This window comes from Nocardia sp. CA-084685, from assembly GCF_050955785.1.
Lineage (GTDB): Bacteria > Actinomycetota > Actinomycetes > Mycobacteriales > Mycobacteriaceae > Nocardia.
Map to the genome: position 1 here is coordinate 9,086,579 of NZ_CP192094.1, position 16,698 is coordinate 9,103,276.

At 66.3% G+C, this 16,698-nt stretch carries 12 protein-coding genes and 1 riboswitch; of the genes, 6 read left to right on the top strand and 6 right to left on the bottom strand.

The features are described 5' to 3' along the window. Window positions 1-56: 56 nt before the first annotated feature. Window positions 57-1,379: an aminotransferase class V-fold PLP-dependent enzyme gene (locus ACQP2U_RS40115; RefSeq protein ID WP_433712374.1), complete on the bottom strand. Its 1,323-nt coding sequence runs from the start codon at window positions 1,377-1,379 to the stop codon at window positions 57-59. 46 nt (window positions 1,380-1,425) lie between these two features. Next, window positions 1,426-1,539, bottom strand: a riboswitch (SAM riboswitch). A 114-nt stretch (window positions 1,540-1,653) separates the two neighbouring features. Here ACQP2U_RS40115 and ACQP2U_RS40120 point away from each other — a divergent pair. Then, a complete protein-coding gene (locus tag ACQP2U_RS40120) occupies window positions 1,654-2,280 on the top strand; it encodes a LysE family translocator (RefSeq protein ID WP_433712375.1) in 627 nt (208 codons plus the stop codon). Window positions 2,281-2,317: 37 nt separating this feature from the next. Here ACQP2U_RS40120 and ACQP2U_RS40125 read toward each other — a convergent pair whose 3' ends face one another. After that, window positions 2,318-3,739: a DHA2 family efflux MFS transporter permease subunit gene (locus tag ACQP2U_RS40125; protein WP_433712376.1), complete on the bottom strand. Its 1,422-nt coding sequence runs from the start codon at window positions 3,737-3,739 to the stop codon at window positions 2,318-2,320. 83 nt (window positions 3,740-3,822) lie between these two features. Between ACQP2U_RS40125 and ACQP2U_RS40130 the strand changes: the two genes are divergently transcribed. The 3 genes from ACQP2U_RS40130 to ACQP2U_RS40140 all read left to right on the top strand — a co-directional run bounded on the left by ACQP2U_RS40130 (window position 3,823) and on the right by ACQP2U_RS40140 (window position 9,735). Next, the gene (locus ACQP2U_RS40130; RefSeq protein WP_397037743.1) at window positions 3,823-4,245 is read left to right on the top strand and encodes a MarR family winged helix-turn-helix transcriptional regulator; all 423 of its coding nucleotides are present in this window, start codon (window positions 3,823-3,825) and stop codon (window positions 4,243-4,245) included. A gap of 118 nt (window positions 4,246-4,363) precedes the next feature. Continuing rightward, window positions 4,364-8,380, top strand: coding sequence for a Pls/PosA family non-ribosomal peptide synthetase (locus tag ACQP2U_RS40135; protein WP_433716748.1), 4,017 nt, complete (start codon window positions 4,364-4,366; stop codon window positions 8,378-8,380). Then, on the top strand, window positions 8,380-9,735 hold the full coding sequence (locus ACQP2U_RS40140) for a M1 family metallopeptidase (RefSeq protein WP_433712377.1): 1,356 nt from the start codon (window positions 8,380-8,382) through the stop codon (window positions 9,733-9,735). The genes ACQP2U_RS40135 and ACQP2U_RS40140 overlap by 1 nt, the downstream gene beginning before the upstream one ends. Here the strand turns inward: ACQP2U_RS40140 and ACQP2U_RS40145 are convergent. Next, window positions 9,732-9,920: a hypothetical protein gene (locus tag ACQP2U_RS40145; RefSeq protein WP_433712378.1), complete on the bottom strand. Its 189-nt coding sequence runs from the start codon at window positions 9,918-9,920 to the stop codon at window positions 9,732-9,734. The two genes, ACQP2U_RS40140 and ACQP2U_RS40145, sit on opposite strands and share 4 nt — an antisense overlap. A gap of 24 nt (window positions 9,921-9,944) precedes the next feature. Further along, window positions 9,945-10,397 (bottom strand): DUF2752 domain-containing protein, encoded by a 453-nt coding sequence (locus ACQP2U_RS40150; protein WP_433712379.1) that lies wholly within the window; start codon window positions 10,395-10,397, stop codon window positions 9,945-9,947. 270 nt (window positions 10,398-10,667) lie between these two features. On the opposite strand from ACQP2U_RS40150, the gene ACQP2U_RS40155 reads away from it, so the two are divergent. Further along, window positions 10,668-11,723, top strand: a complete 1,056-nt coding sequence (locus tag ACQP2U_RS40155; protein ID WP_433712380.1) for an alpha/beta fold hydrolase — start codon at window positions 10,668-10,670, stop codon at window positions 11,721-11,723. Between the two features lie 255 nt (window positions 11,724-11,978). Beyond that, a complete protein-coding gene (locus tag ACQP2U_RS40160; protein ID WP_433712381.1) occupies window positions 11,979-14,318 on the top strand; it encodes a molybdopterin oxidoreductase family protein in 2,340 nt (779 codons plus the stop codon). On the opposite strand, the gene ACQP2U_RS40165 is transcribed toward ACQP2U_RS40160, so the two are convergent. Together ACQP2U_RS40165 and ACQP2U_RS40170 are read right to left on the bottom strand one after the other, a co-directional pair. Further along, on the bottom strand, window positions 14,293-15,132 hold the full coding sequence (locus tag ACQP2U_RS40165) for a glucose 1-dehydrogenase (RefSeq protein WP_433712382.1): 840 nt from the start codon (window positions 15,130-15,132) through the stop codon (window positions 14,293-14,295). The two genes, ACQP2U_RS40160 and ACQP2U_RS40165, sit on opposite strands and share 26 nt — an antisense overlap. A gap of 100 nt (window positions 15,133-15,232) precedes the next feature. Then, window positions 15,233-16,630 (bottom strand): FAD-binding oxidoreductase, encoded by a 1,398-nt coding sequence (locus ACQP2U_RS40170; RefSeq protein ID WP_433712383.1) that lies wholly within the window; start codon window positions 16,628-16,630, stop codon window positions 15,233-15,235. Window positions 16,631-16,698 lie beyond the last annotated feature (68 nt).

Genomic DNA, 16,698 nt, shown 5'->3' on the forward strand with positions numbered 1-16,698 from the left:
CTGCTCGTGGGTCAACCAATGCCGCGCGGCGGCTTCGACTCAGCGAGCGGGTCCGATCAGCCGATCGAGCAGGGTGCTGCACCGTCGGTAGAGCCGGGGCGGGCGAAGGGCCGGGTCTCGGGTGTCGGATTCCAAAGGCCGTCGGTGCTGGCGTAATTCCACGATGTACCCTTGTCGGCCAGGGTGGCGATGGCCTCGATCAGTCGGTCCACATCGTCGGAGCTGGTGCCGAGGCCGATGCTGGCGCGCAGCGCGCCGTCCAGGCCGAGGCGCTCGAGCAGCGGGTGGGCGCAGAATCGGCCGTCCCGGATGCCGATGCCGTGTTCGGCGGAAAGGTACGCCGCGACGTGGCCGGGGACGAATCCGTCCAGGGTGAAAGCGACAATGCCGACGGTATCCGGGCTGTCGTCCCAGATGCGCAGCAGGTTGATGCCGGGAATCGCGGACAGCCCCGCGCGCAGCCGATCGGCGAGCCGTCGCTCATGCGCGGCAAGGGTTTCTGGATCGATCGCGCACAGCGCATCACATGCGGCGGCGAGTGCGGCCGCGCCGAGGACATTCGGCGAACCGGCCTCGTGGCGCTGCGGTGCGGAAGCCCATTCCGCCTTCGTGGTGGTGACTTCGCGGACCGCACCGCCGCCCGCCAGATACGGTTCGGCCGCATCGAGCCAATCCCGACGTCCGACAAGCACTCCCGCACCGAACGGTGCGTAGAGCTTATGGCCAGAGAACGCGAGGTAGTCGATTCCGGTGGCGCGCAAGCTGATTCGACGATGCGGTGCCAGCTGCGCGGCATCTACCAGGATGCGGGCACCGCACTGATGCGCGATGGTGGTCAGCCGCTCGAGCGGCAGCACCTCACCGGTCACATTCGACGCGCCGGTCACCGCGAGCAATGCGGCAGGCTTACTGCACAATTCGGCGATCAGCTGACGGATCGTCTCCTCGACGGTCGCCGCGGCCTTGACGACGCGACGGCCGTGGCGGGTCCAAGGCAGGAAGTTCGCATGATGTTCGATATCCAGCACAACGGTGTCGCCGGGCACACAGGCGGCGAGCAGGTTCAGTGCATCGGTGGTGTTGCGGGTGAACACCACGACCTGGTTGTCCGCGGCCGCGAGGAAGCGGGTGACCGACCCGCGTGCGGCCTCGTAGCACTCGGTGGAGATCCGCGAGGCGTAACCGGCGCCGCGGTGCACACTCGCGTAGTACGGCAGCAACTGCTGAAGCCGATCGGTGACCTGCGCCAATGCCGGTGTGCTAGCGGCGTAGTCGAAGTTCGCGTAGCTGGTCGTTCCGCCCTGTACGAGCGGCACCTGAAGGTCGTCGCCGGAGACTCGGGCGAGGGCGGCACAACTCTGATCGATGACAGCAGGCATCACGAAATCCCATCGGCTATGGGACCCGAAATCAGGTGATCATCCGAGTCCGCGCTTGCCGCACCCAGTCGGGCTGCGGCCCGGTCGTCACCCGGAGCACCCCACCGCGGAGGAGGGTTGCCGACCAGCTAGCCGGGGCTTGACGCTGGTACTCATGACCTGAACCGAGACTGACAGATGCCCCACCGCCCTGTCAACCGGACTTAAAGATGCATACCGATGCACACCGGTAAATAAGGTTGCATTGCCGAGTGATGTGCGGTCTGATCGAGCGGTGACGCTTTCCCTGCTGCTCAGCTTTGTCGGCCTGTGCATTCTGCTGTCGATTACACCCGGCCCGGATTCGTTCCTGGTGCTGCGATTCTCGATCGTGGACGCGCGCCCCGGCATCGCCGCGGCGATCGGCTCGGCATTGGGCGGGATCGTGTGGGCGGTAGTTGTCGCGGCTGGCGTCGCCGCACTGCTGGAACAATCCGCGACCGCCTACCGGACGCTCAAGATCATCGGTGGAATCTATTTGGTGTACTTGGGAATTCGAGCACTCGTCGAGCAGCGCAAACAGGGCACCGCCACGGCGTCCGAACAGTCGGACACGCAGGCCACACCCTCGATTCGCTCGGCATTCGGCGCAGGCGTCGTGTCGTGCATGTTCAACCCTAAGGTCGGACTGTTCTACCTGGCGGTGCTGCCCCAATTCCTCACCGATGTCACCTTTTCGAACACCCTCGCGCTCGGAGCCATCGAATGCTTCATCGCCGCCGTCGAGATGATCCTGCTCGCCGTGCTGGCGTCCCGGGCGGTTGCGATGTTGCGCCGCCCCAGGGTTCGCGATCGGCTCGAGCAGATCAGCGCGGCCATCCTCGCCGCGCTCGGCATCGGCACCGCGGCCTCGGCCACATAACGCGCCGGGTCGGTAACCGCCGACCCGGCGCCCAGCATTACAGCTGCGACTGAATCTCCTTGCGCCACAGCAATACCGACGCGACCAACGAGACGATGGAGGCGGCGGTGAGCCACCAGAAGGCCTGCCGGAATCCGGCATCCACCGGCAATCCAGCAGCCGCCGCACGGTACAGCACCACCGCGAGCAAGGCCGCTCCGATCGCCCCGCCGACGCGCTGCAGAATATTCACGAACGATGCCGCATCGGGCAGCAGCTCGGGCCGCACCGAGGCGTAGGCGGCGGCAACGATCGGCACCCCGGTCAACCCGGTCGCCACGCCGCGGATCAACAGAAGCACCTGTACGACAACAGGATTCATCGAAGCGTCGCCGAGCGCGAACGGCACGGTGACGGCGACCGTCACCGCACTGCCGACCACCGCGACCACACCCCCGCCGTATCGATCCGTCAACCGGCCGCCGACGGGCAGCGCGATGATGCCACCGATCCCGAAGGACATGAGAAGCAAGCCCGTCGCGATGAGACGGTCCCCATGAAGTACCTGAAAGTACAACGGCAGCAATAGCATCGACCCGAACAGCGACGCACCGGCGAAGATGTTCGCCACATTCGCCGTCGCGAATACCGGATGCCGGAACAGTCCTACGTCGAGCAGTCCCCCACCGCGCACCGACCGTGCCACGAACAGTACGAGCGCCAGCATCCCGACCACCACCGACACCCACACCGTCGGCGCGGAAACGCTACCGCGACTGCCGAATTCCCCAAGCCCATAGACCAAGGCCGATAGCCCGACGCCGATCAATGCGAACCCGGTGGCATCGAATCGGCCCCCGTTACCCGTCGCATCCGCCCGCGGCAATACCCGACGGCCGAGAACGAACGCCACCAGTCCGAACGGGATATTGATCAGGAACAACCACTCCCAATCCAGATTAGCCAGCATGACACCGCCGATGGTCGGCCCGATCGCGGGCGCGGCGACCACCGCGATGCCGACCACACTCATCACCCGACCAAGCCGCTGCGGCCCCGCGACCTGACCCAGCAGCGTCTGCCCCGCGGGCACCAATAGCCCGGCGGTCAGCCCCTGCGCGATCCGAAAACCAATGAGCCAGCCGATATTCGGAGCCAGCGCACACAGTCCGGACGTCACCGTGAACCCGGCGAGCGCGGTCAACCAGATCCGGTCCATCCCGAATTGCCGCCCCAGCCAACCGCACAGCGGCAGGGTGACGGCGAGTGCGAGCAGATAGCCGCTCGCGATCCACTGGGCACTGTCGAGTGCCGCACCGAGATCCGTCGCGATGGTGTTCAGTCCGATATTCACCAGCGACGTGTCCAACATGCTCATGACGGCGCCGAAGACCACCACACCGGCCACCCGCCATACCCGCGCGGGAATGGGTTCGAGTACAGGCGCGGTGGCGGCGACGGCCGTTCGAGTATCCGACATGGGATCCTCCGCTATTTGTAGAACAACCTAGATTGCGGAGATTATCAACAATCTAGTAAGTCAACAATAGATACAATTACCGAATGCCCGCTGACCACATTCACCCTCGCGGCCTGCTCCGCTTCCCGACCTACGCGCTCGGCAAGCTGCACAAGGCCGTACACGCCGAGATGGGCACGTCATTGCGCGAACACTGGGTGCTGGTCTGTCTGGAGGAGTTCGACGATCTGTCCCAGCAGCAGGTCTCCACCGCGCTCGGCATCGACCGCAGCGAAGTGGTCCGGCTGATCGATGGCCTGGAGGAGGCCGGATTCGTCATCCGCACCCGCGATTCAACCGACCGACGCAAATACCGGCTGTCCATTACCCAGTCCGGACGCACCGAGCGCCGCAAGACCGATGAGCTCATCGAAAAGGCCGCCGAGCGGGTGCTGTACCGCCTCGACGAGGACGAGCGGCGCACCCTGCACCGCCTAGCGCTGAAGGCGCTCGGCGAAGAGGTCTGAGGCGAAACCGCAGGTACCGTGGACAGTTGGTCACCATGGCGTTTGCCCACTGGTAACCCTGCTGTGAAACAACAACGAGGAAGCGCTTGGCAGGTCGATGAGAGGTGGGCAGGACGTGATGCTGCGGCCGCAGGTCGACACCGCGGACCCGGTGAACGGGCTCCGCACACCCGATCCCTTGCTGCGCGGCGCCCTCGCACCGCAGGTCAGGACCCTTGTCGACATCCTGAACAGCACCGCGGCGGCCCATCCGGAGGCACCCGCGATCGACGACGGTCGCGTGGTGCTCGGCTACACCGAATTGCTGACCGAAATCGACGCCGGAGTCGTGCGCTTGACCGCGGCGGGTGTGCGCCCCGGCGACCGGGTCGGCGTGCGCATGCCGTCCGGCACACATGAGCTTTACGTCACTATTCTGGCCATTCTTTTCGCCGGTGCGGCCTACGTCCCGGTAGACGCCGACGATCCGGAGGAGCGCGCTCGACTCGTCTTCGATGAGGCTCGCGTCACCGCGATCGTGACCGCGGCAGGCATCGAACCGACGGCCGTCGAACGGACCGAGTCCGCCGAGGCCTCGACCGTTCGGCCCACCCCGGCCGACGACGCGTGGATCATCTTCACCTCCGGATCCACCGGCACCCCGAAGGGCGTCGCCGTCACCCACCGCAATGCGGCCGCCTTCGTCGACGCGGAAGCGCGCCTGTTCCTGCCGGATGCCCCGATCGGGCCGGGTGACCGGGTCCTGGCCGGACTCTCGGTCGCCTTCGACGCCTCCTGCGAGGAAATGTGGCTGGCTTGGCGCAACGGTGCCTGTCTGGTGCCCGCACCGCGTGCCCTGGTCCGCACCGGCGCGGATCTCGGCCCCTGGCTGGTCCGTCACGAAATCAGCATCGTCTCGACGGTTCCCACACTGGCCGCGACCTGGCCCGCCGAGGCGCTGGAGCCGGTCCGGCTGCTGATCTTCGGCGGCGAGGCGGTACCGCCCGAGCTCGCCGAACGGCTTGCCGGAAGCCCCGCGGCGCGAGCGACGGGCCCGGAGGAGGTAGCGGAGCGTGACCACGTAGGGCCCCGCGAACGCCGCGAATCAGATACCGAACGCGAGGTCTGGAATACCTACGGCCCCACCGAGGCGACGGTGGTCGCCTGTGCGGCGCTGCTCGACGGCAGCTTCCCGGTCCGGATCGGGCTGCCGCTGGACGGCTGGGATCTGGCGGTCATCGATGCCACTGGAAATCCGGTGGACGAGGGCGAATCCGGTGAACTCGTCATCGGCGGCGTCGGCCTGGCCCGCTACCTGGATCCGGCCAAAGACGCCGAAAAATACGCTGCCCTCCCGTCACTCGGCTGGGAGCGCGCCTACCGCAGCGGTGATCTGGTGCGCAAGGACGGCGCTGGTCTGATCTTCCTAGGCCGCGCCGACGATCAGATCAAAATCGGCGGCCGACGCATCGAACTCGGCGAACTCGACAATGCCCTGCAGCACCTACCCGGCGTCACCGGCGCCGCAGCCGCCATCCGAACCACCAAGGCGGGCAATAAGATCCTCGTCGGCTACCTGACCGGCACCGCACCCGACTTCGACCCGAAGGCCGCCAGAGCCCAACTCGCCGAACAGCTTCCAGCGCCGCTGGTCCCCCGGCTCGCCATCGTCCCCGATCTGCCGACCCGCACCTCGGGCAAAGTCGACCGCGACGCCCTACCGTGGCCGCTGCCGAACACCCCCGAAACCGACACCGCGAGCGGCGAACTCACCGAAACCGAGCAATGGATTGCCGGACTGTGGGATTCGATTCTGGGTGCCGAGGCAACCGGCCCGGATACCGACTTCTTCGATCTCGGCGGTGCCTCGCTCTCGGCGGCGCAACTGGTAACCGCACTGCGCGAACGTTATCCGCGCATCACCGTCGCCGATCTCTACGATCATCCGCGCCTCGGCGCGCTGGCCGAATTGCTCGACGAGACCGCGCCGAGCGCAGCCGTCGAGAAACGCATCGTGCGCCCGACACCGCTTGGCGCCCAGTGGGCGCAGGTGCTGGCCACCATCCCGCTCACCACGCTCACCGGACTGCAGTGGCTCACCTGGTTGGCCGTTGTCGGCAATATCGCGGGCTGGTCCGGATCGCTGCCCTGGCTGCCGCAACTGTCCTGGTGGTGGACGCTGGCCGCCTTCCTGATCTTCATCTCACCGCCCGGTCGTATGGTGATCTGCGCATCGGGCGCTCGGATTCTGCTGCGCGGCGTGCGTCCCGGCAGTTACCCACGCGGCGGACCGGAGCACCTGCGACTGTGGGCGGCGGTCCGGCTCTCGGAGGCCAGCGGCGCGGAGAGTCTCTCCGGTGCACCGTGGATGGTGCCGTTCGCACGGGCACTCGGCGCGAAGATCGGCAAGGGCGTCGATCTGCACACCCTGCCGCCGGTCACCGGCATGCTCGAACTCGGCGACGGCTGCAGTGTTGAACCCGAGGTCGACCTGTCCGGCTACTGGATCGATGGCGATGTGGTGCATATCGGCCCGATCGCCATCGGTGCTGGCGCGGTGGTGGGTGCGCGCTCGATCCTGTTGCCTGGCAGCAAAATCGGTAGGAGTGCCGAGATCGCGGCCGGTTCGTCGGTATCGGGCAAGGTGAAGGCCGAACAGGAGTGGGCCGGTTCGCCCGCCGCGAAAGTCGGTAAGGCCCAGCATCGTTGGCCGGATCACACGCCCCCGCGCGCCGCGCACTGGGTCGCGATTTTCGGCGTGACCTCGATGGCATTGGCCGCCATGCCCATTCTCGGTCTGGCCGCGGGCGGCGCTTTCATCGCCTGGTTCATCCGCGATGCCCGCACACTCGCGGGTGCGCTCGGCGAGGGTTTCGCCATCCTGCCCGTCGCAACGCTGCTCAGCCTTGCCGTGTACGCGGTGGCCACGGTCATCGCGGTCCGGCTGCTCAGCATCGGACTCACCGAAGGCCACCATCCGGTCCGCAGCCGGGTCGGCTGGCAGGCCTGGGCCACCGAGCGGCTGCTGGATTCGGCGCGCACCTTCCTGTTCCCGCTCTACGCCAGCCTGCTGACCCCGATGTGGCTGCGCCTGCTCGGCGCGAAGGTCGGTAAGAGCGTCGAGGCGTCCACGGTGCTGCTGCTGCCGAAATTCACCACGGTCGCCGACGGCGCGTTCCTCGCCGACGACACCATGATCGCCAGCTACGAACTCGGCGGCGGCTGGCTGCACATCGCCGATGCGAAGGTCGGCAAGCGCGCCTTCCTCGGCAATTCCGGTATGACCGCACCCGGTCGTCGGGTGCCGAAAAACGGGCTGGTCGCGGTGCTCTCGGCCGCACCGTCCAAGGCCAAGGCCGGTTCGTCGTGGCTCGGCAGCCCACCGGTGCGACTGCGCCGCGCCTCCGGCACCGCGGATACTGAACGCACCTTCGATCCGCCGCTGCGGCTGAAGGTATTCCGCGGCATCGTGGAAACCTGCCGACTTCTCCCGGTGCTGGTGACCTTCGCCATCGGGCTCGGCGTGCTGTTCACCCTGGCTTGGATCGCGGAATCGGCCGGATACCTGGTCGCCGGGCTGCTCTGCGGTGTGGTGCTGATGGCCGCAGGTGCGATCGCTGGCGCGAGTGCGGTCACCGCGAAGTGGTTGCTGGTCGGGCGAATTCGCGCCGAGGAGCATCCGCTGTGGAGTTCGTTCGTATGGCGCAACGAGGTTGCCGACACCTTTGTCGAAACCGTTGCCGCGCCATGGTTCGCCCGCGCCGCGACCGGTACCCCCGTACTGAATCTGTGGCTTCGTGGACTCGGCGCGAAGATCGGCCGCGGGGTATGGTGCGAATCCTATTGGCTACCGGAGGCGGACCTGGTGACACTCGGCGACGGCGCGACCGTGGAACGCGGCTGTGTAGTGCAAACCCACCTATTCCACGATCGAATCATGGCCATGGACACCGTGACCCTCGACGCGGGCGCCACCCTCGGGCCGCATTGCGTCGCCCTGCCCGCCGCGAGCATCGGCGCTGGCGCGACCATCGGCCCTGCCTCGCTGGTCATGCGCGGTGACACCGTGCCCCCGTCCACCCGCTGGTGGGGCAATCCGATCGCGCCGTGGTCCGGTGCGGCACCGAGTCCGAGCGAGGCCGGAGCGGCCAACTGATGCGGGGCAAGTTCTACGAAGAGCCCATCGACGAATACCTACCGCAGAACGGAAATCGCGGCTATCGGGTCTCGCGGTACGAACTGGAGCTGACCTACAAGGTCGCCAGCAACCGGCTGGCGGGCCGAGCCGAGATAACCGCGGTGACCACCACCGTCCGGGAGCATTTCGCATTCGACCTGTCCCAGTCGCTCACCGTCGCCAAGGTCTTCGTCAATGGGAGCAAGGCCGCGAAATACACCCATCAGCACGGCAAACTCGTGATCACCCCGCAGCAGCGGATTCCGGCGGGCGGGGTGCTCGGCCTGGTCATCCAATACGCCGGGATTCCGAAGCCGGTGCGCGGGCCGTGGGGGGAGGTCGGCTGGGAGGAACTGACCGAGGGCGCGCTGGTCGCCAGTCAGCCCAACGGCGCCGCGTCCTGGTTCCCCTGTGACGATCACCCGAGTTCCAAAGCCAGCTACCGGATTTCGATCACCACCGACACCCCGTACTACGCGCTGGCCAATGGCACCCTGCTGCGCAAGCAGACCAAGGCCAGCCAGACCACCTGGGTCTACGAACAGTCCGAACCGATGTCGAGCTATCTGGCCACCATCCAGATCGGCCCGTACCGCAAACACCGCATCGCCAGCCAGCGCAGCTCGGTGCCGATGCAGGCCGTGGTGCCGCCGCGACTGCGCGCGAATTTCGAATACGACTTCGCGCGCCAGCCGAAGATGATGGAACTGTTCACCGAGAAATTCGGCCCGTATCCGTTCGAGGGCTACACCGTCGTGATCACCGATGACGACCTCGAGATCCCGATCGAGGCCCAGGGCATTTCCATCTTCGGCGCCAACCACTGCGACGGCCGCCGCGGCGCCGAACGCCTTGTCGCCCATGAACTCGCGCACCAGTGGTTCGGCAATAGCCTCACCATCCGGCAGTGGCGCGATATCTGGCTGCACGAAGGCTTCGCCTGCTATGCCGAGTGGATCTGGTCGGAGGCCGCGGGTGGGCCGACCGCCGATCAGCTGGCGCGCGCCGCCCGACACAATCTGTCCCGGCAACCGCAGGACATCGTCGTCGGTGATCCGGGACCGCGGCGCATGTTCGACGATCGCGTCTACAAGCGCGGCGCACTCACCCTGCATGCGTTGCGATTGGAGCTCGGCGAGCTGTCCTTCTGGGATCTATTGCGCGAGTGGACGATTCGCTATCGTCACGCATCCGTGAGCACCGAGGAGTTCACCGACCTGGCCGGACATTACAGTCTGGTGCCGCTGCGCTCGCTGTGGGACGCGTGGTTGCTTTCCGAACCGCTGCCGCAATTGCCGCCGTACGGTGGGCAGGCGAATTCGACGTCGCGTTAGAAAACCAAGTAGCGCGCCGCGAGCTCTTCGACCAGCGGGTGGTCTTCGGCGACGCTGTCCAGTGCGTCCAGATCGGCCCCCACCGAGATCTCGCGCGGATCGTCCTGCTCTTGGTCCCGGATGCCGTCCTCTTCGAGCTGGCGCACTAGTTTCGCCCGCACGCGTTCCTTCAACGAATCACGCATATATGAAGCCTGCCTGAAAAACTGCTAGACCGGCGTGAGCCAGGTGCCCCACGGCGTATTTCGCAGCACCGAATAGCCGATGAGCAGCGCGAAGAACACCCACATCGTGGTGCGACTGATCCGGGGTAGTCGCATCCGCTGACCGCGCCAGGCCCGGATCGACCAGTCACCGATCCACAGCACGAAGGCCAGCACCAGCGGTAGCACGAGCAGATTGCTGTGTATCGCATCGAGAATTCGGCCGTCGGTCAGATCGTGCATGCCGCGCATGCCGCCGCAGCCGGGGCAATACAACCCGGTCAGCGCGTAGACCGGGCAGATTCCGTACGAGCCCTCGGCGTGCGGATCTCGGAAATGCAGCAGGGTCGCCACTCCGATACCGACGCCCGCCGCCACCAGCGGCCACCCCATGGCGCGCAGACCGGTACCCCTCGGCTGTTCCGGTCCTAAGGGTGCGACCGATACCGCTTGCCTCATCTCCACAAGCATCAACGGTAGCCGCACCCGCCACACCCCCGCCACAGCTCGGCACCGCTATTCGGTGTGCGCCGGGTAACGGGCGACTCTGGCACGGGCGATATCCAAGTAGAAGCGGCTCGTGCTCATGTTTCCTCACGACGGACTATTGGCCGACCTAATTTCGGGTATCCACCCGATAGAGCCAGGATTACCGCCACTGGGAGCGCTAGCAGTAGCAAGCACTCAGCTTGCACTGTACTGTGGCGGCAGACACAAAGGAGTGCTCAAATGCTGGTCAAGTCGATGAGGACGCTGGCTGAAGTGCGCGGAGACGAACCGTTGACCGCCGCCTACCGTGCCGGACTCCGGTCCCGGACATACCGGACCGCGTCGCTCAACAAGCCCGCCGTCACACCCGAAATCATCCCGGTCACCGCCGGGGACGGGGCCAAGCTCAGGGTCCATGTCTACGGTCCCGCCGACGGCGATGTCATCGTCTTGATCCACGGCTGGAGCTGCTGCATCGAGTACTGGAATCCGCAGATCAACGCCTTCACCGACCGCTACCGTGTGCTCGCCTACGATCAGCGCGGCCACGGCGAGAGCACCCTGGGCAGCACCGGCCCGGGCGCGCAGACGCTGGCCGACGACCTCGAAACCGTGCTGGAGGCCGCGCTCCCGCCCGGCAAGCGCGCCGTCCTCGTCGGGCACAGTATGGGCGGAATCACCTTGCAGGCGTGGGCGTCTCGCTATCCGGAGCAGGTCGCACGGCGTGCCTGCGCCGTGGTCATGGCCAACACCGCGGCCAGCGATATCCGGTACGAAACCGATCTGCTGCCACTGTTCAACAAGCCGCTCATGGTGGCCAATCGACCGCTGACCGTACTCGGGGCCAGCGTCCGTTTGCCGCTCGTCATCGCGGAAACCGCACTCAGCGCGCCGATTCCGCTGCCGGGCGGCTGGCCGGTCAGCGCGGTCTTCAAGGCCAGGGTGATGTCCAAGCCTGCCACCCGGGACGAGGTGGACTTCGCGCTCGGCATCATCCGCTCCTGTCGTCCGCTCACCCGCGGCTTGCACGCCGCCGCCCTCGCGGGCCTGGACCTCGGCGATGCCGCGAAGCACCTGACGGTGCCGACCACGGTCATCGCGGGCGCGCAGGATCACCTGCTGCCCGAGCGCATGTCCCGCCCGATCGTCGCGGCCCTGTCCGAAGCGGGTCATCTCGCCGACTACCAGGTCTGGCCCACCGGCCACCTCGGCAATATCGAGGCCGCCGACCGCTTCAATACCCTGCTCGCCGACGTGGTCCAGCGCGCCAACCCGCGCACGGCCGCCGCGGGCTGACCCTCTGCTGGGCTGGTCAACGGCGCCCAGCCTCAGCAGAAATTCCGCCACCCGCGACCGCGGTGACGCGCTCGCCGCCGACGCCGTGCAAACCTCGCCCGCGACCCGGAATCCGTCCGCACCGTCATCCGCGCCGGAAACGAACGCGCGAACGAAATCGCCAACCCTCGACGAAGTCCGCGCCACGATGGGTACCGACTACCGAGCAGCTGGTAGGCCCCGGTTTAGTGCGCGGCCCCGGGGTATTCGCGCCACATGACGACCGAATCAGAGCCGGATCGGATCACGGATCCGTGGGGAGCGCGCACGCCGTATCGGCGCGGCGGTGTGTGGCCGCCGCGGCTGGACATGCAACTGGCCGAGGGAGTCGAGGCCGCAGATGTGGACCGGTGGGTGCCTTCGGCCTCGGTCTTACATTCCAACGGCGACGCTTTCGATATCGCGGTGCGCGATGACCGGATCGTCGGTGTGCGCGGCCGCATCGGGGATCGTGTCAACCACGGTCGGCTCGATCCGAAAGATCTGTACGGCTGGCAGGCTACCGCTGCCCCGGATCGGCTCACTACCCCGCTGATTCGGGACGGGGACCGATTGCGGCCATGTGATTGGGACACCGCGATGAACCGGATCGTCTCGCGCACAAGGGAATTGCTCGACGCGCACGGCCCGGAATCGATCGGCTTCTATACCAGTGGCCAATTGTTCCTGGAGGAGTACTACACGCTCGCGGTGGTCGCCCGCGGCGGCATCGGCACCAATCACCTCGACGGCAATACCCGGCTGTGCACCGCGACGGCCGCCGAGAGCCTCAAGCAATCCTTCGGCTGTGATGGTCAGCCCGGTTCCTACACCGATATCGACCACGCCGATGTAATCGCCCTCTACGGCCACAATGTCGCCGAAACGCAGGGCGTGCTGTGGTCGAGAATGCTGGACCGCCTCGCCGGTCCGCAACCACCCGCGCTGATCTGCGTCGATCCCCGACCGACTCCTGTCGCCCAGCATGCCACCGTCCATCTCGCACCGCTGCCCGGCACCAACGTCGCGGTGATGAATGCGCTGCTACACGAACTCATCGCCAACGATTGGATCGACCGCGACTACATCGCGGCACATACGGTCGGTTTCGAAGATCTCGCCGCGGCCGTATCCGACTGGACCCCGCAGCGCGCCGCCGAGGTGTGCGGCATCCACGCCGACGATCTGCGGCACGCGGCACACCTGCTCGGCACAGCCGAACACCTGGTCTCGACCGTGCTGCAGGGCTTCTACCAAGCCCACCAGGCCACCGCGGCCGCGGTGCAGGTCAACAACGTTCATCTGCTGCGCGGCATGCTGGGCCGACCGGGCTGCGGTGTGCTGCAGATGAACGGGCAGCCGACAGCCCAGAACACCCGCGAATGCGGCGCGGACGGCGATATCGCCGGATTCCGCAACTGGTCCAATGAAACCCACGTCGCCGAACTCGCCCGGCTGTGGAATGTCGATACCGACCGGCTGTCCCACGACAGTCCGCCGACCGATGCGATGCAGATGATCCAACTCGCCGAATCCGGCGACCTGCGGATGTTGTGGGTCTCGGCGACGAATCCCGCAGTGTCCCTGCCGGAACTGGCCCGCATCCGACGAATCCTCGCACAGGACAGTCTTTTTCTCGTCGTCCAGGATATCTTCGCGACCGAGACAACCGAACTCGCCGACGTGGTGCTGCCCGCGGCGGCATGGGGTGAGAAGACCGGGACGTTCACCAATGCCGACCGCACCGTCCACATCAGCGAGCAAGCGGTCCAGCCGCCCGGAACGGCCAAATCCGATCTGGAGATCTTCCTCGATTTCGCGCGCCGCATGGACCTGCACGACCGCGACAACGCACCCCTGCCGCCATGGCACGATCCGGAATCGGCATTCCGCGCCTGGCAGCAGTGCAGCGCGGACCGCCCTTGCGACTACCGCGGCATCACCTACCAACGGCTACGCGACGGCGGCATCCAATGGCCGTGCCCACCCGATCGACCCGACGGCACCGAACGCCTTTACCAGGATGGGCGCTTCTACGCGGCACCGGATTATTGCGAGAACTACGGCAAAGACCTGGTCACCGGTGATCCGTGGGACGAAGACCGGTACCGGGACTTCAACCCCGACGGCAAGGCCATGATCAAACCGGCCCCGTATCTGCCGCCCCCGGAAGAGCCTGCACCCGAATATCCGCTCGCCCTGATCACCGGTCGCACCATCTATCACTTCCACACCCGAACCAAGACCGGCCGCACACCGCAGTTGCAGCAAGCCGCACCCGAGGTCTGGGTCGAAATCTCCGCCGCCGATGCCAAGGACGCCGACATCGATGACTCGGACCTGGTGCGCATTACCACGCCACGCGGAAGCATCGTGGCCCGCGCCCGCCGAACCGGAATCCGGCCTGGGGTCATATTCGTTCCGTTCCACTACGGATACTGGGATACCTCCGACGACGAACACGCCCGCGCCGCAAACGAATTGACCCGCACCGAATGGGATCCCGCCTCCAAACAACCGCTGTTCAAAACCGCCGCCGCCCGCATCGAACTCACAGAATCGGCCGACCACCGGTGACCGCGACACGCGCTCCGGAAATGTAGCTTCCGTCGTCGCTGGCCAGCAGCACATACGTCGGGGCGAGCTCGGCTGGTTGTCCGGCGCGGCCCAGCGGGGTGTCGTCACCGAAGTTCGCCACCTTCTCCGGCGGCATCGTCGAGGGGATCAATGGGGTCCAGATCGGGCCGGGCGCCACACTGTTGACCCGAATCCCCTTGGGGCCCAATAGTTGCGCCAGACTGGCCGACAGATTCGCGATGGCGGCCTTGGTCGCGGCATAAGGTGCCAGCGTCGGCGAAGGCATATCGGAATTCACCGAGGAACTGCCGATGATCGACGATCCCGGCGCCATATGCGGCAGGGCAGCCTTCACCAGAGCGAAGTAGGCGTTCACGTTCACCCGAAAGGTGTAGTCGAATTCCTCGTCGCTGACTTCCTCCACGGTCTCATGGGTCATCTGGTAGGCGGCGTTGCTCACCAGGACGTCCACCTTCCCGAATTCGGCGACCGCGGCATTGATCACCGCTCGGCAGTGTTCGGGCTCGGATACATCGCCCGCGATCGTGACGACGCGGCGCCCGGCCTCGCGGACGAATTCGGCGACCTCGCGCGCGTCATCGTGCTCGTTGAGGTAGGAAATCACCACGTCGGCGCCTTCGCGAGCGAATGCGATGGCCACCGCTCGGCCGATTCCGCTGTCCGCGCCGGTGATGACCGCTGCCTTCCCGGTCAGCTTGCCACTGCCGCGATAACTGCGTTCACCGCAGTCCGGCACCGGTTTCATCAGCGTCTGCGCACCTGGGACGTCCTGCTGTTGCTCGGCAAAACCCATCGTCCGGCTCCCTTCCCGTCGCCCATGAAGGTCACCGGTCGGCAGCGGTGACATCACCGGTAATTGCCCGAGCATCCCGGGCCAAACTTCCCCTTTCGGGTCAGCCCGGCGTGATATTGGCGTTGCGATGGAAGACGTTCCCCGGGTCGTATTCGGTCTTGATATCGGCCAATTTCGCGTATTTAGCAGGTCCGTAGGATGCGCGAACCCGGTCCTCGCCCGCCTCCGCCATGAAATTGACGTATCCACCCTGGTTGGCGGCGAAGGGGCACAGCGCTTCCCAGGTCGAGCGCACCCAGGCCCGGTCGACGGCCAATATCTCGTCGTCGGGGGCGGCGGCTTCGATATTGCAGACGTAGTGTGCTGAGCGCGCACCGCCGAACGCGGTGTCCTCCTCGCCGACGGCGGTAAAGGCGCCGTCGAGTGCGAAGATCGGCATGAACGACAGCGGCGATGTCTTCTGCCCGGCCCGCTCGGCCAGCACCGCGATCACTTCGTCGGAGAAGTCATCGAGATCGAGCGCCTTCTCATATCCGTGGATGCCCCATGGCAGCGCCGCATCGAGCATCGACTGCAAGCCGGTGAAGGGCATCGGGGTAATGAATTCGAAGAGCGGGGTGAGCGCATCGCGGATCGGCGCCACCATTTCGGCGTGTTCCTCGGCAGTACCGTAACCGGCGGTAATAAGGGCATGGCCCGGCACGAAGTGGTACTGATCCGGCACGAAAGGCTCCGGCGGCGCGGACAAACCGACGCCGACCAGGACGCCCGACCTGGGCGGCATCGTGGGAATGAACTCACGAATCAGACGTAGTGCCGCGGGCCCATCGGTCAGCGGCCAGAAGAAGATCCCGACGTGCACTTCGGGCCCGATTCGATGAGTGCGGTATTCGAATTCGGTGACGACGCCGAAGTTCCCACCACCACCGCGCAGCGCCCAGAACAGGTCCGAATTCTCGCTGTCGGATGCCCGCACGATCCGGCTATCGGCAAGGACCACCCGCGCCGAGATGAGATTGTCGATCGAGAGTCCGGCCACGCGGGTCAGCCACCCCATGCCGCCACCGAGGGTGAGGCCTCCGACGCCGGTATCGCTGATCACCCCGCCGGGCACGGCAAGACCGAACGCCTGGGTCGCGGCATCCATATCCGCCATGGTCGCGCCGCCACCGACCCGGGCACTATTGGTCGCCGGATCCACCGTGACGCTGTTCATTACGCCGAGATTGATCATGATGCCGCCGTCGCAGACCGCCGTGCCACTGTAGGCGTGGGCACCGCCGCGCACGGATACCTCGAGATCGTGGTCCCTGGCAAAAGTCAGGGCCGCGGCCACATCCTCGGGGGACAGGCACTGTGCGATCACCGCGGGACGCCGATCGATGGCGCCGTTCCAGATGGATCGGGCGTGGTCATAACCCGCGTCGGCAGGAGCGAATACCGGCCCGCCCATCGCGGATCGCAGTGCTCTGAAGTCGGAATTCATTGTTTGGGTCATGGCATTTCTCCAGCCACCGGGTCCCCGACCACTCGTGGAAGAGCAGGTCACGCGGTCCGCGTCGCCGA